This window comes from Catalinimonas alkaloidigena, from assembly GCF_900100765.1.
GTDB lineage: Bacteria > Bacteroidota > Bacteroidia > Cytophagales > Flexibacteraceae > Mooreia > Mooreia alkaloidigena.
This window is the reverse complement of sequence record NZ_FNFO01000007.1, coordinates 159,356-183,142: the sequence shown is the minus strand read 5'-3', so window position 1 is coordinate 183,142 and position 23,787 is coordinate 159,356. Positions and strand designations below refer to the sequence as shown.

19 protein-coding genes are annotated in these 23,787 nt (G+C 56.6%); 12 read left to right on the top strand and 7 right to left on the bottom strand.

Translation table 11 applies throughout. The features are described 5' to 3' along the window. Window positions 1–132: 132 nt before the first annotated feature. The 4 genes from BLR44_RS17595 to BLR44_RS17580 form a co-directional block, all read right to left on the bottom strand. The gene (locus BLR44_RS17595; RefSeq protein ID WP_245706106.1) at window positions 133–315 is read right to left on the bottom strand and encodes a DUF6728 family protein; all 183 of its coding nucleotides are present in this window, start codon (window positions 313–315) and stop codon (window positions 133–135) included. A 149-nt stretch (window positions 316–464) separates the two neighbouring features. Further along, the gene (gene ispG, locus BLR44_RS17590; RefSeq protein ID WP_089684417.1) at window positions 465–2,468 is read right to left on the bottom strand and encodes a (E)-4-hydroxy-3-methylbut-2-enyl-diphosphate synthase; all 2,004 of its coding nucleotides are present in this window, start codon (window positions 2,466–2,468) and stop codon (window positions 465–467) included. 36 nt (window positions 2,469–2,504) lie between these two features. After that, the gene (locus BLR44_RS17585; protein WP_089684415.1) at window positions 2,505–3,440 is read right to left on the bottom strand and encodes an Rpn family recombination-promoting nuclease/putative transposase; all 936 of its coding nucleotides are present in this window, start codon (window positions 3,438–3,440) and stop codon (window positions 2,505–2,507) included. Window positions 3,441–3,570: 130 nt separating this feature from the next. Beyond that, the gene (locus BLR44_RS17580; protein WP_089684414.1) at window positions 3,571–3,996 is read right to left on the bottom strand and encodes a hypothetical protein; all 426 of its coding nucleotides are present in this window, start codon (window positions 3,994–3,996) and stop codon (window positions 3,571–3,573) included. A gap of 162 nt (window positions 3,997–4,158) precedes the next feature. Between BLR44_RS17580 and BLR44_RS17575 the strand changes: the two genes are divergently transcribed. The 8 genes from BLR44_RS17575 (at window position 4,159) to pgl (ending at window position 12,285) form a co-directional block, all read left to right on the top strand. After that, window positions 4,159–4,980, top strand: coding sequence for a toast rack family protein (locus tag BLR44_RS17575; RefSeq protein WP_089684412.1), 822 nt, complete (start codon window positions 4,159–4,161; stop codon window positions 4,978–4,980). 128 nt (window positions 4,981–5,108) lie between these two features. Next, a complete protein-coding gene (locus BLR44_RS17570) occupies window positions 5,109–6,539 on the top strand; it encodes a Glu/Leu/Phe/Val family dehydrogenase (RefSeq protein WP_089684410.1) in 1,431 nt (476 codons plus the stop codon). Window positions 6,540–6,663: 124 nt separating this feature from the next. Then, a complete protein-coding gene (locus BLR44_RS17565; protein WP_089684408.1) occupies window positions 6,664–7,059 on the top strand; it encodes a VOC family protein in 396 nt (131 codons plus the stop codon). A 163-nt stretch (window positions 7,060–7,222) separates the two neighbouring features. Further along, entirely contained in the window at window positions 7,223–7,669 is a 447-nt protein-coding gene (locus tag BLR44_RS17560) for an RpiB/LacA/LacB family sugar-phosphate isomerase (protein WP_089684406.1), read from the top strand. A gap of 25 nt (window positions 7,670–7,694) precedes the next feature. Next, on the top strand, window positions 7,695–9,125 hold the full coding sequence (gndA, locus tag BLR44_RS17555; protein WP_089684404.1) for an NADP-dependent phosphogluconate dehydrogenase: 1,431 nt from the start codon (window positions 7,695–7,697) through the stop codon (window positions 9,123–9,125). A gap of 11 nt (window positions 9,126–9,136) precedes the next feature. Then, window positions 9,137–9,973, top strand: a complete 837-nt coding sequence (locus BLR44_RS17550) for a TIGR02452 family protein (protein ID WP_089684402.1) — start codon at window positions 9,137–9,139, stop codon at window positions 9,971–9,973. Between the two features lie 33 nt (window positions 9,974–10,006). Beyond that, window positions 10,007–11,554 (top strand): glucose-6-phosphate dehydrogenase, encoded by a 1,548-nt coding sequence (gene zwf, locus BLR44_RS17545; RefSeq protein WP_089684399.1) that lies wholly within the window; start codon window positions 10,007–10,009, stop codon window positions 11,552–11,554. After that, window positions 11,551–12,285 (top strand): 6-phosphogluconolactonase, encoded by a 735-nt coding sequence (gene pgl, locus BLR44_RS17540; RefSeq protein ID WP_089684397.1) that lies wholly within the window; start codon window positions 11,551–11,553, stop codon window positions 12,283–12,285. Before zwf ends, pgl begins: the two co-directional genes overlap by 4 nt. A 65-nt stretch (window positions 12,286–12,350) precedes the next feature. Here the strand turns inward: pgl and BLR44_RS17535 are convergent, their stop codons facing one another. Then, window positions 12,351–13,220, bottom strand: a complete 870-nt coding sequence (locus BLR44_RS17535) for a hypothetical protein (RefSeq protein WP_089684395.1) — start codon at window positions 13,218–13,220, stop codon at window positions 12,351–12,353. A 305-nt stretch (window positions 13,221–13,525) separates the two neighbouring features. Further along, the gene (locus tag BLR44_RS17530; RefSeq protein ID WP_089684394.1) at window positions 13,526–17,911 is read right to left on the bottom strand and encodes an AsmA family protein; all 4,386 of its coding nucleotides are present in this window, start codon (window positions 17,909–17,911) and stop codon (window positions 13,526–13,528) included. A 302-nt stretch (window positions 17,912–18,213) separates the two neighbouring features. On the opposite strand from BLR44_RS17530, the gene BLR44_RS17525 reads away from it, so the two are divergent. Beyond that, window positions 18,214–20,460, top strand: coding sequence for a SulP family inorganic anion transporter (locus tag BLR44_RS17525; protein WP_176956097.1), 2,247 nt, complete (start codon window positions 18,214–18,216; stop codon window positions 20,458–20,460). Here BLR44_RS17525 and BLR44_RS17520 read toward each other — a convergent pair whose 3' ends face one another. Further along, window positions 20,461–21,477, bottom strand: coding sequence for a sulfotransferase (locus BLR44_RS17520; RefSeq protein ID WP_089684390.1), 1,017 nt, complete (start codon window positions 21,475–21,477; stop codon window positions 20,461–20,463). A 418-nt stretch (window positions 21,478–21,895) separates the two neighbouring features. Between BLR44_RS17520 and BLR44_RS17515 the strand changes: the two genes are divergently transcribed. Genes BLR44_RS17515 through BLR44_RS17505 form a run of 3 tightly spaced genes read left to right on the top strand, consistent with a single transcriptional unit; the run spans window position 21,896 to window position 23,785 of the window. Further along, window positions 21,896–22,747 carry an SPFH domain-containing protein gene (locus tag BLR44_RS17515; RefSeq protein WP_218127113.1) on the top strand — a complete coding sequence of 284 codons (852 nt, stop codon included), beginning with the start codon at window positions 21,896–21,898 and terminating at the stop codon, window positions 22,745–22,747. 23 nt (window positions 22,748–22,770) lie between these two features. Next, window positions 22,771–22,977: a type II toxin-antitoxin system antitoxin gene (locus BLR44_RS17510; protein ID WP_089684387.1), complete on the top strand. Its 207-nt coding sequence runs from the start codon at window positions 22,771–22,773 to the stop codon at window positions 22,975–22,977. Between the two features lie 31 nt (window positions 22,978–23,008). Next, window positions 23,009–23,785, top strand: a complete 777-nt coding sequence (locus BLR44_RS17505) for an NRDE family protein (protein WP_089684384.1) — start codon at window positions 23,009–23,011, stop codon at window positions 23,783–23,785. Window positions 23,786–23,787: the final 2 nt, after the last annotated feature.

Sequence of the window (23,787 nt, the reverse complement as noted above, 5' to 3'; positions counted from 1 at the left end):
CCCGGATAGTCCACTGGGGGTACTTCCGGGGCCTTTAACCACTTAAACCAAAAACTAAAAACGATGGGTACTCTTGCTTTTATATCGTTATAACACCCTGATTATCAATAATGTTTACTCAGGATCAACTTTTTACATGCGCGAAATAAAACGCACGATCATCACGATCAGGGCAAACAGGAACATGATGATCGAGATCTTGTTGATGCCGTGCATCATACGCAGGTTGAAATTGGGCTTATGGTTCGGATCGGGCTTACGGAACACCCGGAAAAAATAGCCGAACAAATCGCCCAGCGCGAAGTAATCTTTTATGGTGTTGCGTTCGCGCGAACGCTGTCTTTCAGGAGCCTGCACTTTCTCGTTTTCCATAGTGTCATCATAACATCCTCAGGCGAGGATAGTTCTCGATTTTTCAAAAAAAGAAGCAGGGTTTAGTTGAGAAAAGACGAACGCATTCTCTGTTACTCCACCGCGTCGGGTTCGCGCCAGTGGCCGTCTTCGCGGATCAAGCCGATCAGTTCGTCGACAGCCTGTTCAGCAGGAACGGCTTTCTTGATGACGTTCTGTCCGCGGTAGAGCGCAATCTTTCCCTTTCCGACTCCGACGTAGCCGTAATCGGCGTCGGCCATTTCGCCGGGACCGTTCACGATGCAACCCATGATGCCGATCTTGACGCCCTTCAGGTGGTCGGTGCGCTTGCGGATCATCGCCGTGGTTTCCTGGAGGTCGAACAGCGTGCGCCCACACGACGGACACGAGATGTATTCCGTTTTCGACATGCGGGTGCGGGCTGCCTGCAAAACGCCGAAACTCGTGGCATTGTACAATTTGATCCGCTCCAGCAGCTCAGGCTTGGCCAGCGTGGGCAGCAAGTCCGTACTGAGCATGACGCCGTCGCCCATCCCGTCGATTAAAAGTCCACCGAAGTCAGTAGCGGCATCGAGTTGCAGGTGCGCTTCGTCGCGGTCGGTGTACTGCCTTTGAAGGACGACCGGCACCGTGACTTTCTCATTCAACAGCGTCACGAACAGGCGACGCAGGGCGGGCATGGCGTGGGCGTTTTCCGTGTATGCCATCAGCACCACCGTCGTATCGTGGCGCAGCGCCTCGGCCCATTGCGGTGTCCAGGCGTCGTCGCGCAAACGAACGAAGTTCAGGTGCGGATGGCGCTTCGTGTTCGGCTGGAGAAATGCTTCACCTTCGAACAGTGGGTATTTGTTTTGCTGGTCGTCGACCTGTAGCCAGGCCGCGTGGTTGAGAATTTCGCGGGTGCCGTTGGCGAGCATGAAGGGCGCGGGCCGGTCGCCGGAATAGAGGTAATCCGCCCCCTGGTCGTTCATTTTCCACTTGTCGAGCACCGGCAGGTAAAAGTGGCCGATGGCTTTCAGGTCTTCCATCTGGAGATCGTCCACCCGGCTGATGTCGGCAATGACGCGCGGTACGTTCATCGTCCCGGCCGCTCCGCCGAAGTTGACTACCTCGCGGGTCTGCCGCCGGTGGTACTGGTACGGATCGATGGGATACGCCTCGATGGGCGCAATGGGCGCATGGCCCGCCCGATTTGTGTAACGGTCGATCAGAGCCTGCGCGACTGGTGCTTCGAATTCGGGTTCTTCCGTCAGGGACACGCGCACCGTATCCCCGAGACCATCTTCCAGCAACGTGCCGATCCCCACCGCCGACTTGATCCGCCCGTCTTCGCCTTCGCCTGCTTCCGTCACACCGAGGTGCAGCGGATACGGTTGCAGGCCTTCTTCGTCCAGTTTCTGGACCAGCAGGCGGTAGGCTTCTACCATCACCTGCGTGTTGCTGGCCTTCATCGACAGCACAATTTCGTAGTAGCCCAGGTCTTCGCAGATGCGCAGAAACTCCAGTGCCGATTCCACCATGCCGAGGGGCGTATCGCCGTAGCGACTCAGGATGCGGTCCGACAGCGAACCGTGGTTCGTGCCGATGCGCATGGCCGTGCCGTATTCCTTGCAGATCTTGACCAGCGGCGTGAAGCGCTCGCGGATGCGGTCCAGTTCGGCTTCGTAAGTCGCGTCGGTGTAATCGATGGTCTGGAAGCGTTTTTTGTCGGCATAATTGCCGGGATTGACGCGCACTTTCTCCACGATCCGGGCGGCCAGTTCGGCGGCATTGGGCGTAAAGTGAATGTCGGCCACAAGCGGCGTCCGGTAGCCCCTGTGGTGCAGTTCCTTGCGGATCGCTTCCAGGTTCTGCGCCTCTTTCAGGCTGGGCGCCGTGATGCGCACGTACTCGCACCCCGCCTCGATCATCCGGATGCTTTGTTCTACCGAGCCGATCGTATCCATCGTATCGACGGTCGTCATCGACTGCACCCGAATGGGATGATCGCCCCCCAGCGGGACATCGCCGATGAAGACTTCACGGGCGCGGCGGCGTTCGTAGCGCGTCAGGCTGGGACAATACAGGGGAGAGAGCGTGGGCGTGGAAAGATTCATAAACTGGTTTTTGGGTTCACGAAGGAACGGAATGCGTTAGAGCTGATGAATTTGGTCCTGGGATAAACCGGTCAGAGAAGCGATCTGCTCCAGGGGCAGACCAGCCTGTTTCATGGTACGGGCAATCTCGATCCGCCCCTTTTGTTTTCCTTCCTCAAGACCTTCTTGTCTACCCTCTTGTCTACCCTCTTGTCTACCCTCCTGTAGTCCCTTTTCGAGACCCTCTTGGCGGGCTTGCTCCATTTCCAGCTTTCGGGTTTCCATGATGCTGTAGTTATCACGGTAGATTTTCAAACTTTCATCGTAAGCTCTCATGTCTTCGGAATTTAACTTGGCAATTTCGGCTTCCTGAAACACCCGCTCAAAAATGCGTTCCTGCAACTTGACCGGCCGTTCCTGGAATTTAGGCAGATTCTTCAGTAGAAACAGCCATTTGTCAAACTGTGTTTCCAGTTCTTCCTCTTTCTTCTGAAAATTGGGCATCTCCAGGTAGATGAACGTCAGCTTGTCGTAAAAGACTTCGTGCGTTTCGACGTCCATCAATCGCACCTCGCGTCGGTAGCGCTGGTCGCCCCGCGAATCGGGAAAGCTGAAATTCAGGATGCCGATGGTGTAGATCGCTTTCAGTGCATAATTCCAGTCGCGCCCACGGATGGCCTGTTCCTGAATCGGGAAGGTCGCGTAGAAGAGGCTCCGGTCTTTGAAGTAGAACTGCAGGACATTCTGCACTTCGATGATGAATTTCTCACCCCGCTCGTTTTCACAATACAGATCGAACACCGCTTTCCGGTCCGATTCCGATTTTCCCTGGCTTTCAGAATTGAGATAGGTCAGGTCCTGGATGTGCTCGCGGCCGCCCAGTGTCTGGTTCAGAAAATCGATCAACAGATCTTTGTTGAACTCAGAGCCAAAGAGCTTCTTAAACCCAAAATCGGTAAACGGATTGATGTATTTCTCCTGGAAAGTCGCCATAGCGAATCGTCCTGTTCTGACACAAAGCTGACTAAACAGGGTGGCGTTCGTCCACTTTGTGATTGTTTACTTCTTTGCTTAGCTCAACTACATGGCAGGCTTGATCCGGCTGTGTATCAAGCCTAGGCTATCATTCATGTATGTAAACGATGTCTGAGATGGTTCCGGCATATTGCATTATGTGTCCATGGTGCTTACTGTCCAGAACTCCTCTGACCGTAATGGTTTTGTTCGTCAGTTTTTCAAATTCATCCTCAGTCATCACAGGTATAAAGTTTTTTCTGAAATCCAGCCAAAAGGCTTCTTTGTGATCCCTTGTCCATACAGCCCACCTTGACCTGTAAAGGGCACACTCTTCGAATCCTGTGACGAGTACCCCCGTGACTTCTACCTGCTGACCGTGCCATTCATTACGCCTATCCAGCAATTCGTCCAAGTCAGCTTTGATGTACGTTTCCGTGTCAGCCGCATCAATGGCGTATTCTCTTGGCTTCTCACAAGCGAGCATTAACGAAACCACCAGCACCAGTGATAAGACATCTTTGATCTTCTCCATGAGATGGAATCAACTAACCTCCGTCTGCGCAGAAAAACTTACCTTTTTCCTCAAATCACGTACAAAGCTAACCGAAAATGTTGGCGTTCGACCGTTTGTGGAAGTGGGCTTGATGCTCTGTCCTGAATCGGCTACTTTACCCGAATCAACTTCCGAAACGACATGAAAACGCTTCTCTATCCCCTTTTCTTTCTACTGGCATTCACGGCACAAGGGTGCAGTTCCGACTCCCGTTCTGACTGGAACGACGATTCGGAGGAGACGGGCGGTGGCGACACGTCCGTAGCACTGCTCACCTCCAATGCGCATGTTGCGCGGCCCAAGGCCGATATGGTGCGAACGCGATTAAAGCTCCGGGCGGGCGTGCTGAACCTGTCGGGCGGTGCGAAAGACCTGGTGAACGGCGAGTTTGTCGTGCGTCGGAAAGAGTGGGAGCCGGAAGTGAACTACCGCGAAGAGGGCGGCATTGGCTACCTCGACATCACTCAACCGGGCAGCGACAACAACATCAAGCTGGGCAAAGGCGAAAAGAACGTCTGGAACCTGCAATTGAACGACCGCACGCCGATGAACCTCGACATTGAGCTACCGGCGGGCACGGCCGATCTGGAACTCGGCTCGCTCAACCTGAACGAAATTGAAATGGACGCCGGAGCCGGCGATTTCGAGATCGACCTACGCGGCTCCTCGGCGCGGGAACTGGAAATCAACGCGGGTGTGGGCGAAGTAACCATCGACCTCTCGGGCGACTGGGACCACGATTTCAACGCCGACATTAACGGCGGTATCGGGCAGGTTACCCTTATTTTGCCCCGTAACGTGGGAGTGCGGGTCCACGCCAGCGGCTTGGGCAGCATCGACGCCGACGGCTTCGAGAAAGACGGCGGCAACTACGTCAACGACCTGTACGGACACGCGAAGCACAACCTGCGCATCGACATCAGCGGTGGGCTCGGCAGCATCGAGTTACGGTTGGCCGACTAGCACACTCCCCTTTTTATCTTCACGAAGCGGTAAAGATTCCTTTTCTTTACCGCTTTTTGGTATGCCCTCCCCACTCGCTAACTTGCCCGGGCCATTCACGTAACCAATTACAAACAATCGCAACGCTTATGCAACGAAATCCAGACGCCGAGGGAACCAAATTCCTCGCTGATGTTCACCACTATTACGATAAAGCCGCGGCCTGTACCGACCTGCCCTCCGGCATGCTGCAGCAAATCCGCTTCTGCAACAGTGTTTTCAAAGTAAAATTTCCCGTCGAGATCGACGGCAAGGTCCAGACCATCGAGGGCATCCGGGTGCAGCACAGCAACCACAAAATGCCAACGAAGGGCGGCATCCGCTACAGCCGCTTTGTGTCGGAAGACGAGGTAAAAGCACTCGCTACGCTCATGACGTTCAAATGCGCGGTGGTCAACGTACCGTTCGGAGGCGCGAAGGGCGGTGTCAAGATCAGCCCCAGCAAGTACTCGGAACGGACGCTCGAAAAGATCACGCGGCGGTACGCCAGCGAGCTGATCAAGAAAAACCTGATTGGCCCGGCCAGTGACGTGCCTGCCCCCGACTACGGTACCGGACAGCGCGAAATGGCCTGGATTGCCGATACGTACATGACGTTCAAATACGGCGACACCAACGCCCAGGGCTGCGTAACGGGAAAACCCGTCGGGCTGGGTGGCATTCGCGGACGGACCGAAGCCACGGGCCTAGGCGTTTTTTTCGGCATTCGTGAAGCGCTCGAACAAACCGAACTCACCAAAAACCTGGGGCTTTCGCCCGGCCTGGCCGGAAAACGCATCATCGTTCAGGGCTTCGGGAACGTAGGCTACCACGCCGTCAAATTCCTGCAGGAGTCGGGGGCCATCGTCGTTGGCATTGCCGAACAGGACGGCGCGCTGTACAACCCGGACGGCATCGACGTGGAGGCGGTGCTGGCGCATCGCAAGCAGAACAAGTGGTCGATCACGAATTTCGAAGGTGCGCAGACTATCAAAGACTCGGGCTCGGTGCTGGAGAAACCGTGCGACATCCTGATTCCGGCAGCGCTCGAAAACCAGATTCACGCGGAGAATGCCGATCGGATTCAGGCCAAGATCATCGCCGAGGGGGCAAATGGCCCGGTCACTCAGGAGGCAGAGAAGATTCTACTGGAGAAAGGCAAGCTGATTCTGCCCGACCTCTATCTCAACGCCGGCGGGGTGACGGTCTCGTATTTCGAATGGCTGAAAAACATTTCGAACGTACGGTTCGGTCGCCTGCAACGCCGCGCCGAAGAGGCACACTTCCGGGGGCTGGTCGACTTTGTGGAGCGCAGCACCAAACATAGCCTATCGGCTCAGGAGAAGAAGTTTCTGACGCAAGGCTCGGACGAGTTGGCGTTGGTACGCTCCGGGCTGGAAGACACCATGATCGAGGCTTTTCACGAGATTTTGGGCGTGATGCAACAGAACAAAAAGGTCACGGACCTACGGACGGCAGCGTTTGTCAACGCCATCGAAAAAATCGGACTCAGCTACGAAAACATGGGCATTTTCCCATGATCTGACGCAAGCTTTACGCCTGTCATTCCGAAGGCTTTTTTAGCCCTGCGTACTACACGCGTTACCCCGGGCAAAAGATCCTTCGGGATGACATTTTTCTTTTACCGCGCTTCCTCACCCACGCATGCAGATCCTCAAAATCAAGGAGACGTGCTTGTACGTGAAAAACCTGGACGCCACAGAGGCGTTCTACCACGGCAAGCTGGGCTTTCCGGTCATCAACCGCACGGACGACAGTCACATCTTTTTCCGCGTTGGGGCCTCGGTCCTGTTGTGCTTCGTGGCCGAAAAATCGCGCCAGCAGCAATCGCCCCCGCCGCATGGGGGAGAAGGCGCGCTTCACCTGGCGTTCGAAGTGGTACCGGAAGTCTACGACGACACCCGCCGCCACGTGCAGTCGCTCGGCATCCCGATTGTGGAAGACAGCGTCTGGAAAAACGGCAAACGCTCCTTCTACTTTCACGATCCTGAGGGGCACGTACTGGAAATCATCGAGGAAGGCACCTGGGAACAGGGGTGAAAGCAGGTGGTGATGTTGTGATGGAGCGGTGTGGCGCCGAGATGTTGCAGTTGCTACACCTCAACTTCGCCACTTCAATACACCACCACATCGCGACCTGTTTCCTTGACAATGCCGGGGGATTCCGCCAACTTGACGGCCCCTTGCTCAAAACCCTTGTCCCATGAAAAAGCTCGGATTGGCGGCCGACCACGGCGGCTATGAACTGAAAGAAGCTTTGAAAAAATGGTTATCGGCAACGTACGAAATCCAGGATTTCGGGGCGGATCACTACGATGCGGCGGACGATTATCCCGATTTTGTGATTCCGCTTTCGCGGGCCGTAGCGGCGGGCGAAGTTGAGCGGGGCATTGCCGTTTGCGGCAGCGGCGTAGGGGCGACCATGGTGGCGAACCGCGTGCCGGGCGTCCGGGCCTGCCTGATCACTGAAACCTATTCGGCCCACCAGGGCGTAGAACATGATGCACTGAATGTGCTGTGTTTAGGCGGTCGGGTGACGGGCATCGAACTGGCGCGCGAAATCGTTGCGGCATACCTCCGGGCCGAGTACTCTGGCGAAGCACGCCACGAACGCCGCCTGTCGAAAATGAAATCATTGGAGCGGCCCTGACCGCTCATATTTTTAATCCTACCTGATGGAATCTACCAATTCTGCCTCCGGCACCTACGATTTTGGCGTCATCGGCCTCGGCGTTATGGGCCATAGCCTCATTCTGAACATCGGCGACCACGGCTTCTCGGTGGTGGGCTACGATACTGACAGCGCCAAGGCGCAATCGCTCACCGACGAAACGGGCGATCAGCCCATTCGCGGCACGGCCTCGCTCGAAGAGTTTGTCGATCTGCTGGAAAAGCCCCGTCGCATCCTGATGATGGTCCCGGCCGGCGGACCGGTCGACGCGGTGATCAAAGCGATCAGTCCGCTGCTGGACGAAGGCGATCTGCTGCTCGATGGCGGCAATTCTCATTTTCCCGACACCGAGCGCCGTGCCAAAGAGCTGGCCGCGAAGAAACTTCGCTTCTTCGGGATGGGTGTTTCCGGAGGGCAAGAGGGTGCCCGACGCGGGCCGAGCATTATGCCCGGGGGCGACAAGGAAGCCTACGAGCGGGTCAGGCCCGTGCTGGAAGCCATTGCCGCCAAGGTCAAAGACGAGCCCTGCGTGGCCTACATGGGGTCCGGGGCGGCCGGTCATTACGTAAAAATGGTGCATAACGGCATCGAGTACAGCATCATGCAGTTGATTTCCGAGGCCTACGACCTGATGCAACGGGGGCTGGGCCTGCGGCCGGAAGAGCTGCACGAGGTGTTTAAAGCGTGGGACGACGACGAGTTGCAATCGTTCCTGATCGAGATCACCGCCGCCATTTTTGACCAACGCCTGGAAGATCAGCCCGATAGCTATCTGGTCGATTTCATTCTGGATAGCGCCAAGCAGAAAGGCACCGGCAAGTGGACCTCGCAAAGTGCGCTGGACCTCGGCGTCCCGACACCCAACATCGATGTGGCCGTCACGATGCGCTACCTCTCGGCTCTGAAACCGCAACGGATGGAAGCCAGCGAGACGCTGCTGGGCCCGCCCTCGCAATTTGAGGAGGACCGTGACAGCGTAATCGGGGAGATTCGCAATGCGCTTTCGTTCGCCTTTATTGTCACCTTTGCGCAGGGCATGGCGTTGCTGCGGGCGGCCTCTGACGAGTACAATTACGGCACCGATCTGGCGTCGGTCGCCCGCATCTGGCGGGGCGGTTGCATTATCCGTGCGCGCCTGCTGGAAGACATCTCGGCGGCTTACACCCACCAGCCCGACCTGCCGAACCTGATGATGGACGACCACCTGGCGAAGTTGCTGAGTCAGGAACAGGTCGATGCCCGGAACGTGGTGGCGCGGGCGGCCTATTACGGCATTCCGGTGCCGGGCCTCTCGGTGGCGCTGGCGTATTACGACGCTTACCGCAGCGCACGCCTGCCGTCGAACCTGATTCAGGCACAACGCGACTATTTCGGTGCTCATACCTACGAACGTACCGACCTGGAAGGGACCTTCCACACCGAGTGGGGAGACTAAGCTGACGCGCCATGTCATCAAGAAACCAGCGGGCGGCAGTAGCACAAGAAACGCTGACCATTTTTGAGGAAGGCGCTTACACCAACGCACTCAGGCAACGGGTGTCCGTCGCCGCGTCGTTGGCAGCGGCTGTGCAAGGCACGCGCGCATTGACGCCCGACGCGTTTGACCACCTGACGTGGGACACAACCGAAACGTACACGACGGAGCTGCGTGTCACCAACGAAACCACCTTACAGGCCGCCTACCGGTTGGTAGTGGAAGAAGAATTGCCCGAGGTTGCCTGTCTGAATTTCGCCTCGGCCAAAAATCCGGGCGGTGGCTTTCTGAACGGAAGTCAGGCCCAGGAAGAAAGCCTGGCGCGCGCGTCGGGACTGTACCTGTGCCAAACAGCGCATGGCCCGATGTACGCGTTCCACCGTCGCTTTGCCTCGTGTCTGTACACCGATCGGATGATCTACTCACCACGGGTGCCGGTGATTCGAGACGACAGCGACCAACTGTTGCCGCGCCCTTACCTGCTGAGCATCATTACGGCTCCGGCCGTAAACAAAGGCGGTTTGCTTCAGAACCATGATGACGACGGCCTCCGGCAGGTCGAGGCGGTGATGCTGGAGCGGACCCGAAAAGTGCTCCGCCTGGCGTTGGCACAGGGACACCGAATCCTGATTCTGGGCGCCTGGGGTTGTGGCGTCTTTCGGAACGACCCCGTGGCCGTAGCCGGCTACTTTGCGCGCGTCTTACAGGAGGCGCCCATTAAAAATCAATTTAAAAAGGTGGTTTTTGCGGTTTTAGATACCTCAAAAGCACAGACCACCGTAAGAGCGTTTGAAGAGGCTTTTGCCTGACCAGTTTTCCCAACCGAAAATTCCTGCTTTTCTATGCAATCAGCTCATAAACCTGGCCCTACCATCGTGGTTATTTTTGGCGGAAGCGGTGACCTGAACCGTCGGAAGCTTACGCCCGCCCTCTATCACCTGATGCTGGAAGGGTGGATTCCCGACGAGTTTGCCGTGATTGGCCTGGGGCGCACGGACTACTCCGATGCGGCCTTTCGTGACGAACTCCGCGACGCCGTCAACGAGTTTTCGCGCACCGGCCCGCCCCAAGATCAGCAGTGGGAACAGTTTGCGGCCAAGGTCTTTTACCAGGTCGCCAACATCAACGACGTAGATTCCTATCGTGTGCTGAACGATCGCCTCAACGCGCTGGACGAGCAGTGGGGCACCAAGGCCAACCGACTGTTCTACTTCTCGGTGGCGCCACGGTTTATCGAACCCATCGCGCGTTACCTGGGGGCTGCCCAAATCTGCGAAGACGTAAAGCGTTCGCGCATCATCGTCGAGAAGCCCTTCGGACATGACCTCGAAAGCGCACGCGAACTCAACAAGATCCTGCTTAACATCTTTGACGAGTCGCAGATCTACCGCATCGACCATTATCTGGGCAAAGAGATCGTGCAGAACATCCTGGCATTTCGGTTTGCCAATGCGCTGTTCGAACCCCTCTGGAATCGTAATTACATCGACCACGTGCAGATTACCGTGTCCGAGACCGTGGGCGTAGAAGACCGGGGCGGCTATTACGATACGGCCGGGGCACTGCGAGACATGGTGCAGAACCACCTGCTGCAACTGCTCTGTACGGTCGCCATGGAACCGCCCGTTTCGCTGGAGCCCGACGAAGTGCGCGACCGCCGCAGCGATGTTCTGCGTGCCATCCGGCCGTTTCAGGGCGACGACGTACGCCACAACGTAGTACGGGGACAGTACGGCCCCAACAACGGTCAGGTCGGCTATCGTCAGGAAGAGGGCATCGACCCGCACTCCAACACCGAGACCTACGTCGCCATCAAGTTTTTTGTAGACAACTGGCGCTGGCAGGGGGTGCCCTTTTATTTGCGCACAGGCAAGCACATGCCCGAAAAAGCTTCGGTCATCACGTTGCAGTTCCGCCCGGTGCCGCACCATGCGTTTCCGCCCGAGGCCACCGAAAGCTGGCACGACAACCGCCTGATCATCAACATTCAGCCCGAAATGAGCATTTCGCTTCGCTTTCAATCGAAGCAACCCGGACTAAAGATGTCGCTGACGCCCGTCGACATGAAGTTCGACTATGACTACACGTACGACAACTCTCCGACACCGGAAGCGTACGAAACCCTACTGCTGGACGCCATGACCGGCAACGCCGCCCTGTTTATGCGGGCCGACCAGGTGGAAGAGGCCTGGAAACTGATGATGCCGATCCTGAAAGCGTGGGAAGAAAACTCCATGCCTTCGTTCCCCAATTACCCGGCGGGCACCTGGGGGCCCGAAGCGGCCGAAACGCTGATTACCCGCGACGGCCGCCACTGGTTTACGCCCAATGTCCGCTCTCTTTATCCGAAAACCCAAGCTGTACCCAGCGAAACCGCTGCAAGTTCATGATTATCCGATCCTTTGAAACTCCTCAGGAAGTGGCGCGAGCCACCGCCGATCTATTTGTTGAAAAAGCGCAAAAAGCCGTAGAAGCCCGAGGCCGCTTTAGCGTCTGCCTTTCGGGCGGCAACACCGCCAAAGCCATTCACGACCATCTGGTGAACCGCACGGACATTCCGTGGGAACACACCTACGTTTTTTGGGGGGACGAACGGACCGTACCCCGCGACCATCCGGACAGCAATGTGGGGGCGGGCTTTTCGACCCTTCTCGACAAAGTTCCGGTACCGGCCGACCACATCTTTGCGATAGACGGCGGACTGGAGCCTCAGGAAGCCGCCCGTACCTACGAGCTGGCCTTAGCGGAGTACTTCGAGGGCAGGCCTCCGGTGTTTGACCTGGTGCTGTTGGGTATTGGTGAAGATGGGCATACGGCTTCGCTGTTTCCGGGCACACACGCCATTCGCGAAGAAGAGCGCTGGGTAGTAGCCCCTTACATCCCCTCTAAAGACATGTACCGCATTACGTTGACGGCGCCACTCATTAACCAGGCACGCCTGGTGGTGATTGCAGGGTATGGCGAAAACAAAGCCAAAGCGATTTATGAAGTGCTGCTGGGCAAGCACCAGCCCGATCAGTATCCTGCTCAACTCATTCGCCCCGACGGCGGGAAATTGTACTGGTTGCTCGACAGCGCGGCGGCCAGTGCCCTACCGGCCGGTTTCGCGCAGACCGCATGATAAAAGAAAAGGCTTGCCAAACGCATCGCATTTGGCAAGCCTTGCATATATGAATAGATGGATTGCTAGCGCAGCATGATGGTGGCCGACTGACCACGCGTGTTGGTCACGACCGCTTCGTTGTCGCAGGCACCGTCGCCGTAATCGATGGTCAGCGAACGGTCGACCAGCCCACCCTCACGGGTAAAAGTCGCGATGCCGCTCACCGGAAACCGGCAGGCCCGTTTGATGATGATCGCCTCCTCGATTTCGGTGGTATGCACAATGCCACGTGCACTGACTCCTGAAGCATTTCCGGTGATTCCGAACACATCGTCTCCCCAGGCCTGGGTGCTGTTCCCTTCCAACCATTCGCGCTGATGCGTGGAAGTGTGGGAAAACTGCCGCCCGTCGGGTCGGGTAATGGTGCCCTGTACTGAAACTTCGTACCACAGGTTCCCCGCCTCGTTTTCGCCTTTGTTGATCACCCGCTTTGTTCCCTCCACGTGGAAATCGTTTACGTAATAGTCGTCCAGCGTAATGGTAACGGTGGTGCCGGCCGTCTGATACGTACCTTCATAGGTAGCGATAATTTTCCCACGGCGGTACCGGTCATCTTTGCAAAGGCAGTTCTCGGTACCGAAATCGATTGTGATAACGCCGCCCTCTTCGTTCGATTGGTGGGTCAGCGTCACGCAGTTGGTGGCCGCGATGATACTTCCTTCCGGGGGACTGGCTGGGGTGCCCACCATCCGGTACGAATCGATGCTTCCTTTGGCACCTTCGTCGGTAATGCTGGTCAGCTCTTCAAAATATTGATCGGCCAGCGCGTTTTCTTCGGCAATTTCCTGTTCGGCGGTGTCGTCGTCTACTTTGTTGACTTCTTCGCGTTGGCAACCTCCGAGCAAGAGACTACTCGCCAACAGCGAAACGGGGATCCAAACCAAATGCTTCATAACTACACAAATTTGATAATCGCCAAAAGTAGAAAAGACCTCGACTACATATTGTTACATTTTTAACAAAAAGTAGCACCCCCTCTTCTGGCTTAAAAAAGTGCATTCGGAAAAACTAGAACATTCACAATCAACTGGTTAATTCCAGGCCGATTCCTGCCTACGGTATCTGCAGAATCCTATTGATACCTATTCCCTACAGCTAATTCGGTAATTGATCGGATAATCATACAAACCTGTACCAAATTTGCGACCGGCTGTGGTGCAGAGGAGCAGCTCGGCAAAGCCTCTTTTCTGGTGGGCAATTACTCGTCTACCTGCTCTGCGACGTGGTAATTTCTGTCCTTTTTCTTGACGGCGCTCATGCCAATGCTGGTCTTGATACCGCTCAGCAACGCTTTCCAGCAGTAATTCACGAACGATTTGTTTTTGTCGCGCTCCATGTAGACTTCCCCGGGGTGCAACGGCCCAAAAGGCACGCGCGGATTTCGAGAGCGTAGCACAAAAGCATTGGCAAAAAAGGAGGCGATCTCAACCCCGAGTTTGTTGGTGTCGCCGGTCCGTTTGTTGGCCAGCGATATTTTGAGATCGTTGTACCGGAAATGCATGTCGCCTTCGGCAAATTCGCGATTGCCTTTGATGTCGAAATCGACTTGCTCGGCCACGCCGCTTTCGATCACCACAAAGGCGACCGGTTCGAGCAGCGGATTCAGTTTGGACAGGCTCAGGGAGGTCATACGCCCCCGGAGTGTAAAGGGATCGGTCGGATCGTCCAGACGGCAACGCAGCGTGCCGATCAGGTGACCCTGGTCCATAACCAGCATGTCGATCCGCGCTTCGATCACCGGATGCTGCTGAATGCGTTCCGGGTCGTTGGTTACGTTGAACAGGCGAATGTTTCCCCGCGTAAAATCGATGCGGCCGGGCTTTTGGCCCTCGGGGGCTAGCTCCTCGTACGTAAGGTGGGCCTCGGAAAGCCGTACGGTATCGAACGCCACGGTTGCCCGGATGCGTTGCAGCATTTCGCGCGGCATGGGTTTGTAATGCTCGTCGCGCGGCATGGATTTATCCCGAAAATCGGTCAGAGCCAGCCCTTTGACATGCACGTCCGACGCACGAATGCTCCCATCGTCCAGCCACGTATCGAACTGAAACCGGTCTACTTCCATCCGGTCGGCTTTCCAGCGGACGTAGTCTTTCTGGTTATCGACCTGCTGGGCAAACGTAGGCTGATCGGCAAATGGTGCACTTTCTACCTGATGAAGCCAGATTTTCTGCTCGGCCGTGGAAAATCCGATCTCTCCCGCCTGAAAAAAGCGCAGGCTGTCTTCGCGCCGATAGTTTTCGAGCTTCATCCGCACATCGTCGGCGTAGAACGGACGGGTATCGCGGTAACTGGCCGAGTCGAGCCGGAACCCTTGTATCTGCCCGGAGAGACGTTCCAGCCGAATGGGGTTGTCTTTGCCACGCCGCAACCGTTGGTACGAAATATCGCCCCGCATAAAATGGATACGCTCCACAGAAACATCCCGGAACGTGCTGCGAATCAACTCGTACGGATCGACTTCCTTCGCCGGTTTCGTTTTTTTGGGCGGGGCGTAGTCGTCAATCCGGATGCGGGGTCCGCGCAGCAAGATGGAACGCAATTGCAGGCTGGCCCCTTCCACCATTTGTGCCGGATCGATGCCTTCCAAGCTGATGGTCGGGCAGTCGACGTGGAAGAAACGCATGGGCTTTTTCGCCCCTAGTGTGGCCGGTCGTGACCGGGGCGGGCGCGGTGCCAGATGGACGTCGCCCAGTTCGACTTTCTCTTCGTTGGCGATGAAGCGAATCGACCCTGCCTGCAACACATGCAAGCTATCGGGCAGCTTCCAGGTATACTGCTGGAGTTGTACGTTCAAGTTGTTGGAAAGCAATCCCAACAGGCTCTGTGAGCGGAGCCGCTGGTCGTCCAGGTCGAAGTTGCGAAGCGATAGATCGACCGACGCCGACGAAAACTCGTTGGAACGGCCATCGGCCTCCTGCTGGCTGACCACCAGTTTGCCTTTCTCGACGCGCACTTGTTGTACGTGTACCTCGCGCAGCGACCGGGGCATGGTAGGTGCCCGCTGGCGCTCAATGCTGCGCACTTTCTTTTTGCGTTCCGTCGCGGCAGGCAGCCATGCAATCTCGATGGTGGGTTCTGCCAGCGTCAGTCCGGTTACGTACAACTTATTGTCTTCGTACAATCGCTTCAGGTCTACCTGCGACATGCGGATCTGCGGCATTTGCACGCGGTACAACCGCCGGACGTCCTCCCCGTAGCTCTCTTGTGCGGCCGGAAAAAGCTGTACTTCTGAAGCGACGATTTCGGAGCGTCCGGTAGAGAGCACCAATTGGCCCGCCTTCACCTGATGCAGACTGTCGGGCAAAAAGAGCGTATAGTCCCGAATTAGGACGTCGATGTCGTCGGCGTAGAACAGACGATCACTCTGATCGGCCTGGGCATCCAGGTAAAAACGTGTCATTTCGGCCGAAACCTCGTGCTGAAACAAGATGTTGGTCTCCCCTTCTTTCTGCACCTGGAACGTAAGCTCCCCGTTTAAGAGTCGCATCTTATTGACTTCGATGGACCACAGGTAGTCGGAAATCAGCGAATACAGATCGAGGCGCTCGTGGTCTTGCGTCCGGTTTTTGTTCATGCCCGCAAAGCGCGTCAGCTCCAGGTGCGGGTCCGTCACTTCGATGTCGCCAATGCGCAGGCGGCGCTGGAAATAGGCCCGCCGAATGTCCGCCCCTCGCACGCGGACCTCTGGCACCAACACATCGAACGTCGCGTTCTGTTGTCGTCGCTCCAGACGATGCGACAGACTGCCCCCATCGGTCGGAAAGATGCGAATGTCGCGTGCATAGACTTCAGAGCGGAGTGTCGAAATGCCGACCTGCGCCGCCCTGAACTGGTGAATGTTGTCCGAAAGGCGGAGGGAGTAATCGGCCAGCCGAAACTCCAGATCGTCCGCATAAAATACCCGGTCGTCGCGGTACAGCGTCGTCGAATCCAGGCGGAAGTGAAATAGGTCGAACGAGACCTGCCCGGCCGACAACGTATCGTTTTGCGTGCCCCAATAGCGCGCCAGTTGCACCGTGCCCCGCCGCAGCCGCAGCGTATCGACTTCTACGAGATTGACCTCTTCGGCAATGAGCGTGTACAAACGCGGCGAGGCGTCGACGGTATCGATGCGCGTAGGTCCATGGCGGCTCAGGTCGGCACTCGCCTGCGCCACGCTCAGCAAGGCCATGGTCAGTTCGCCCGCGTGGTAGAGGCGATGCAGATCCACCGAATTCATGTGTACTTCCGGCACCTGAATCCGGTACAGCTCTGTGGTTTCGCGGAACGGTCCGCGTATTGAGGGTAGCGGGCGTACCGACACACGCTGCGCCTGAATTTCGGACGTGATGGTCGAGACTTTTACGCTTTCGGCCCGCACCTGGTGCCGCTTGTCCGACAGCCCCAGCAGGAAATTGTTAAGCGTCAGTTCAAAGTCCTGAGCATTGAAAATCAGGCTGGTGTCCCGACTGGCCGTCGCGTCGATCCGGAAATGTCGCAACGCCAGGGTCAGGTTGTCGACCTGAAGGCGGGGCAGGCTATCGGGATGTGCAAGGTTGTCGCGGTACAGTTCGAACTTCCCCTCGCCAATCGAAAGGGTGTCGATCGTGAGCGACTGCAGGTAGTTGGCTACCAACGGATACAGCTCGAACGACAGCGAATCGAGCGACTGTTCGGGCATTGCCGGGGCGTCGGAAGTCGTGGGGCGGTAGCACCGGATGGTGGGCGTACGCCAGTGTACGTGGTCAATGTTGACAACCCGTTTGAAGTAGGCCTGGTCCAGATTTTTCAGTTGCAACTCAAACTGGGGAACCGTCACGTACAGCCGCATGCGGGGATCGATCTGCCCCGCGGCGGCGGGGGGATCGGCCGCCAGGTGAAAGTTCTCTACCCGGACCACGCCGGTTTGCTTGCTGATGCTTACCTCACCGGCGTGCATCCGGTGCAGGTTGTCGGCCAGTTCCAGCCCGAAATTGCGCAGCCGGAACTCGATATCGTCCGAGTAGAAGATCCGTGAGGGGTTGAACAACGCCGCTGAATCGATGCGGAAATTCTTGAGCGCAATGGTCAGTTCCTCCGCTTTCGAGAGCTGCTCAGCCAGCGTGTCGCCCGTAAACAGGCCAAAATCGCCGTTTACCAGTTCGAGCCGGTCGACTTGCAGGCGTTGGATGGTTTCGGGTACCAATTCGTAGAGCGTACGGATCAGGTTGTCGTGCGAAGGGTTCGCGCGCTGCGGCACCCCGATGACATTTACCTCCGGACCTTTGACCAGAACCTGCTTAAAGCTGATGATGCGGTGTTGGTAATATTGATACGCGCGGAGGTTGTTCAACTCCAGCGTAGGAATATGCACCTCGTACAGCGATGCATCCTGCCGGGCCGAGTCGGGCAGATGGTCCACCACGGCCGTGTCCGGGTACAAATGAAACTGGCTGATGGTCAGGCTACGGGCCGACAGGTTGATGCGTAGGGCATCGAAATCGATGGCGTAATAGCCGCCGCTTTGCGCGGCCACCGAGCGCTGCAGATACGTTTTCAGCAGAGGCGTTGCGTAGTAGTACAGCAGTACCTGCACCAGCACCACGATGGATAGCAGGCTGAGCAAAAAGATCCACCCTATTCGGCGACGTACCTTACGCTTCTTCGGCGTAGCCTCCTTCATTGAGTTCTGATAAAAAGCCAATTATACAGATTTCAACACACATAAATCGTGCATTCGTGCCTTGTTTCTTAGCACTTGCTAGGAATACCCGAAACTTTCTGCGAAACCGAGACGGCCCTGCCCGCCAGGCGGGCTTTTCGCCCGCAGGTTTGGAACTCAACGGTGTTTCGCCTATTTTCATCGCTTTTCTGCACCGCTTGGGCGGCACTTTGTATCCAACTGACCACCACCAACTTTCACCTCTTTTGTCTGCACCGACCTTTACCACACGTTCTTCTTCCTGGAAAAATGACCTGATTGCTGGCTTTAGTGTTTCGCTCGTTGCCCTTCCCTTAGGACTGGGCATTGCCCTGGCGTCGGGAGCGCCACCGATGGCGGGGCTGATTCCGGCCGTGATCGGCGGCTTGCTAACCACTTTTTTTCGGGGCCACCCCATCAGCATCAGCGGTCCCGGCAACGGGCTGATCGTCGTAACCCTGGCCGGAGTACAAGCGCTGGGCGACGACGCCGTTCACGGTTTCCGGTACGTGCTGGCGGCCTTTATCGTGGCTGGCGTCTTGCAGGTGCTGCTGGGTGCGCTGCGGCTGGGCAAGTTCGGCGATTCGTTTCCAGCCTCGGTGGTGCAAGGCATGCTGGCTGCCATCGGCATTATGATCATCAGCAAACAGGTGCACGTCTCGTTGGGCCAGCAATCGGGCGCTGCCTCTTCGCTGGGTACGCTGATCGAAATTCCGTCTAGCCTGGCCGACCTGAATCCTTACACCACGCTGATTGCCGTCGCCGGGTTGGCCATCCTGATCTTACACCCTAAAGTGCGTAATTCGGTCGTTCGGTTCATTCCGTCGCCCATGTGGGTCTTGCTGTTTGCGGTCCCGCTAGGCTTTTTGTTCAACTTCTTTTGGGCGCGCCACATCACCTGGGGGCACTATCAATTTAAAGTAGGGCCCGAACTCCTTATTCAGCTACCCGACGATCTGCTGCAGAGTTTTCTGTTGCCCGATTTCGGTAAAGTCGATCAGCCGGCGTTTTGGTGGGTGGTGCTGTCCGTCACGCTGGTTTCTTCGCTGGAGTCGCTGCTGAGTTGCAAAGCCATCGAGCGCCTGGACCCGTACCGGCGCAAGACGCACTACAACCGGGAGTTGATCGGCATTGGGGTTTCTACCGTGCTGTCTGGCCTGCTCGGCGGCTTGCCCGTCAGCACGGTGATTGCACGCAGTTCGGTCAACATCAACCACGGGGCGGCCACGCGCTGGGCGAATTTTTTTCACGGAGCCTTCCTGCTGGTGTTCGTCCTGTTGCTGGGTGGCCTCATCCAGAAAGTACCGCTGGCTGCGCTTGCCGCCATTCTGATTTTTACGGGCTACAAACTGACCGCTCCTAAAGTATTTGCCGAACAGAGCCAGAAAGGTTGGGAGCAGCTGCTGGTTTTTGTCATTACCATTCTGGCGACGTTGCTGCTGGGTCTAATCGGGGGCATCGGCGTCGGCATTGCGTTTACGCTGTTGGTGCACGGACTTCGGTCAAACTTGCCGTACCAGACGTTTTTCCGGTACCTGTCCTCCCCGTCCATTCGGGTGGTGGCCGAACAGGAAGCGGCCCTGCACGTTAAGATAAAGGGGATCATCAACTTCTTCAACCTGATTGGCCTGCAAAAACAGTTGCGGAAGCTGCCGTTAGGCCAGGAAGTAGTCGCGGATTTCTCGCATGCCCGCCTGATCGACTATACGGTGTTGGAGACGGTCCATCAATTTGCGGAAGACTACACGCGGCAAGGCGGCTCGTTCGACATTACGGGGCTGAGCATCCATCGCACGTCTTCGAGCCATCCGTTTGCGTTGCATGTGCTGGAGACCCACCCGCCCCGCCGGCTGACGCACCGCCAGCAGAAACTGAAGCAGGCCGCGGCCGTGCGGGCCTGGGGATTCGATCCTGAACGCAACTGGCACGTAACGTCGCTGCGCAGCTTTGCGTTCTTCAGCACCCGTCCGCTGGAATTCAATCGTAATCGATTGGCGGGGACTTACCCGACGTTGGATACACGCTGGGAAGTGAGCGATGTGACGTTTGCAGAGGGCGCGCTGTTGGCCAAAGAGGAGTACCACGCGACCCTTCAGGTAGTGCACGTTCCGGTACGGATGCCCGCGTTTCGGCTGGAGCGGGAAGGGCTGGTGGACAGGTTACGCGCCTGGACGGGACAACGCGACATTGATTTCACGGAGTTCCCTACATTTTCGTCGCTTTATTACCTCCATGGACAAAACGAAGAAGCCCTGCGACGGTTCTTCACGCCGACCCTCATCCGTTTTCTGGAGCAGAACGACCGCTATTACTTGGAAAGCAACGGCCGGGCGCTTCTTATTTTCAAACAAGTACGCCTGTCTAGTCCCAAAGAAATCATGAAGATGCTTCACTTCAGCGAACGGCTGGCGCACATCATCTGCGCGCGCACTGCGCAACAGGTCCGGTTGCAGCCCACACCTTCTGAAGGGTAATCAGGCGCCGGCCGAAAGCGCGCCGACCTGCACCACCCGCTGCTCGCTGATGGAGGTTTTAGGTGCGGTCAACAGGGCGCGCTTGATTCGCTTTTTCCGGCGAATCACGTTTTTAACCTTGCCCAGGTAATGCTCTACTTCCATCTGCAACCACTCGGTACGTTTGGGAGCACGCGCTTTTCCGTTGAACTTCAGCGGATAATCCAGGTTGCGGAGCATAGGCTCGGTCATCCACTCAAAAATCTCGATCTGGCGCGGCTGCAATTGCTCTTCCCAGGCGTTGATGCGATCCTTTTCGGGTGCTTTGCCCACCAAAGCATGCTGGCGACTGTTGTACACGGTCGTTTGCAACCCGTTGCCGGTCAGCATGTTCGGATGAAACTCCAGGTTGATTTCCGCACACAGTTTGCGGAGCGTCATCTCCGGATCGCACACCAGATCTTCGTAACGCAGGGTGGTGAAGCGGCCCGATGCTTTCAGTGCCTGTTCGGCCGTAAACCCTTGCGCCAGGCGCTGCGTCCACAGGTCGGCCGCGCCTTTGATGGTATTGGGGCCCCAATCGAGGGGGAGCACCGAAGCGGCGATGGCCCGCCCATCGCGCACAATGTGAATGAAACGCGCCTCGGGTAAGTAATGTAATAATTCCCGGGTGAGCGAAATGTTATCGGGACTGTGGTCGATCCAGACCGTGGCGTGTGCATTGCGGGCTACCTGCCAGGCGTACTGACGGGCCAGTTCGACCAGAAGTCCGCCGATGGAACGCGTTCGACACGCCTCCAGAAGTGCTTCTTTATCGGCCACCAAATTCCACAGGCGGAACCGGAAGTTGGTAGGTAAAAAGTCCAGAATACGCCGGCACTCGTCCGGTTGCAGCGTATCCGGATAATCAAACCAATTAAAAAGGTAGTTTTTGAATTGCGACTCCGGCGTTGCCTGGTAGTTGGGATGAGCCGACAGCATGCTCCCCAACATAGTAGTTCCACTACGCTCGCACCCACCAATGAATATCGGTTGCATAAGCAAAAATTAAAATGATCCGGCCACAAGAAGCCTTATTGCAAAGGCGATCGGTGTTTTTGGTTGTTACTAGTCGACATCTTCTCCCTGCGAATGTCAACGCCTGTGCGGTGGATGCCGAAGCTTAGGCTCGCATGAGCAATACGAGAGTAGCTCCGGTTATGGTTGCAATTATAAGTTTACTTTTAATAAGCTAGCAAAAATAGCTAGAATTCTCTAAAAAAAGTTCAATATCGAACCTTCTTTATAGGTTTTTTTGCGATATGTGGCCCAATATAACCAAAAAAACGAAAGGCCTAGGGAAAGCTGGAAAATGTGATGAAAGGTTCTAGAGGAGTACAAAATGCTTGCAAATGCCCCGCCCAAAATGATATCATTGCAATATCATTTTAATTACACCCTTAGCCTCGTAAAATCCATGGAAAAAATACACACTCCTCTGTCTGGGTACCTGATGTTCGTGGGCGTGCTGCTGTTGTTAGTCGGTAGCTTGTTTAGCCTGTTTGCGTTGCATAGCATTGGGCTGGGTGCTTCCTTGCTGGTGCTGACCGCTTTTTTGAGCTTTGGTTTTATCATCGTCAATCCCAACGGTTCGAAGGTCCTGATTCTCTTCGGCGACTACCAGGGTACCGTCAAGAAAAACGGCTTTTTCTGGGTCAATCCGCTGCTTCTGAAGCAATCAGTGTCGTTGCGCGCCCGCAATTTCGACAGCGAACGGTTGAAGGTGAACGACCTGCACGGCAACCCCATCATGATTTCGGTCATTCTGGTGTGGCAGGTAAAGGATACCTACAAGGCGAGTTTTGAAGTAGACAACTATACCAACTTCGTCAAAGTACAGACCGACGCGGCGGTGCGTAAACTTGCGGGCTCGTATCCGTACGACAACTTTGAAGACGGTCAGGCTGAGATTACCCTCCGTTCGGGCGTTAACGAAGTGAACGAAGCGCTGGAGCGCGAACTGGAAGAGCGTCTGTCGATGGCGGGCATCCACGTGATCGAAGCGCGCATCGGCTATCTGGCCTATGCCGAGGAGATTGCCAACGCCATGTTGCGCCGCCAGCAGGCCACAGCCATTGTCGCGGCGCGGCACAAAATTGTAGAAGGGGCCGTAGGCATGGTGGAGATGGCGCTCAGCGAATTATCGAAGAAGGAGCTGGTCGACCTGGACGAAGAGCGCAAAGCCGCGATGGTCTCTAACCTGATGGTCGTGCTCTGCTCCGACAAAGACGCGACGCCGGTCGTCAACACCGGCACGTTACACCAGTAGATTTATCACGACCACACCACGGCATGGCCAAGAAAAAAGCCTTTGTATTGCGACTGAGCCCCGAAATGATGGAAGCAGTGGAGCACTGGGCGGCCGACGAGTTTCGCAGTACAAACGGACAGTTGGAATGGATCGTAGACCGCGCCCTTCGGGAGGCGGGCCGCAAATACAAGAAAGCGGACCCGCCTTCTTCCGGTGCTTCGCCCGACACCTCCAATTCCGGCTCGTAAGCTACCTTGCTCCCTGAATGACAACAATCCGATGTGTTTAATCCTTTTTGCCTGGCAGGTTCATCCCCATTATCCGCTGATCCTGGCCGCCAACCGCGACGAGTTTTACGGACGCCCTACAGCCCCCGCTCAGTTCTGGCCGGGGGAGTCGCTGCTGGCCGGGCGCGATTTGCAGGCGGGAGGCACCTGGCTGGGCATAACGCCGCAGGGACGCTGGGCGGCGGTGACCAACTACCGCGATCCGGTTCGAGAACAAAGCGGCGCACGCTCGCGGGGCGAACTGCCTACTAACTTCCTGCGCGGGGCGCACCAGCCCGAAGCGTACCTGCAAGCGATTGACCGGCACGCCGACGATTACAGCGGATTTAACCTGTTGGTCGGCACAGCCGACGAAGTGTGGTATTACTCGAACATCGAAAAAGAGGTGCGGGCGGTGCCCCCGGGCGTGCACGGCCTCAGCAACCACCTGCTCAACACCCCCTGGCCGAAAGTCACGTTGGGAAAAACGCTGCTGAAAGAGCATCTGGATAGGGCGGTTACGCCCGCGCCCGATGCGCTGCTGGCGCTGCTGCAAAACGCCGACCGCCCCGGCGATACTGCCCTCCCCAGCACGGGGGTCAGCCTCGAATGGGAACGTGCCTTGAGCACTATGTTTATCGCAACGCCCACGTATGGCACGCGGTGCTCGACCGTGGTGCTGCAGCAGTCCGAACAAGTGCAGTTTGTGGAACGGCGGTACGGCCCTCAGGAAACGACGCCCGAGGAACAACGCTTTGCTGTGCCGCGCAGGCCCGTGCCGCGCACATAACC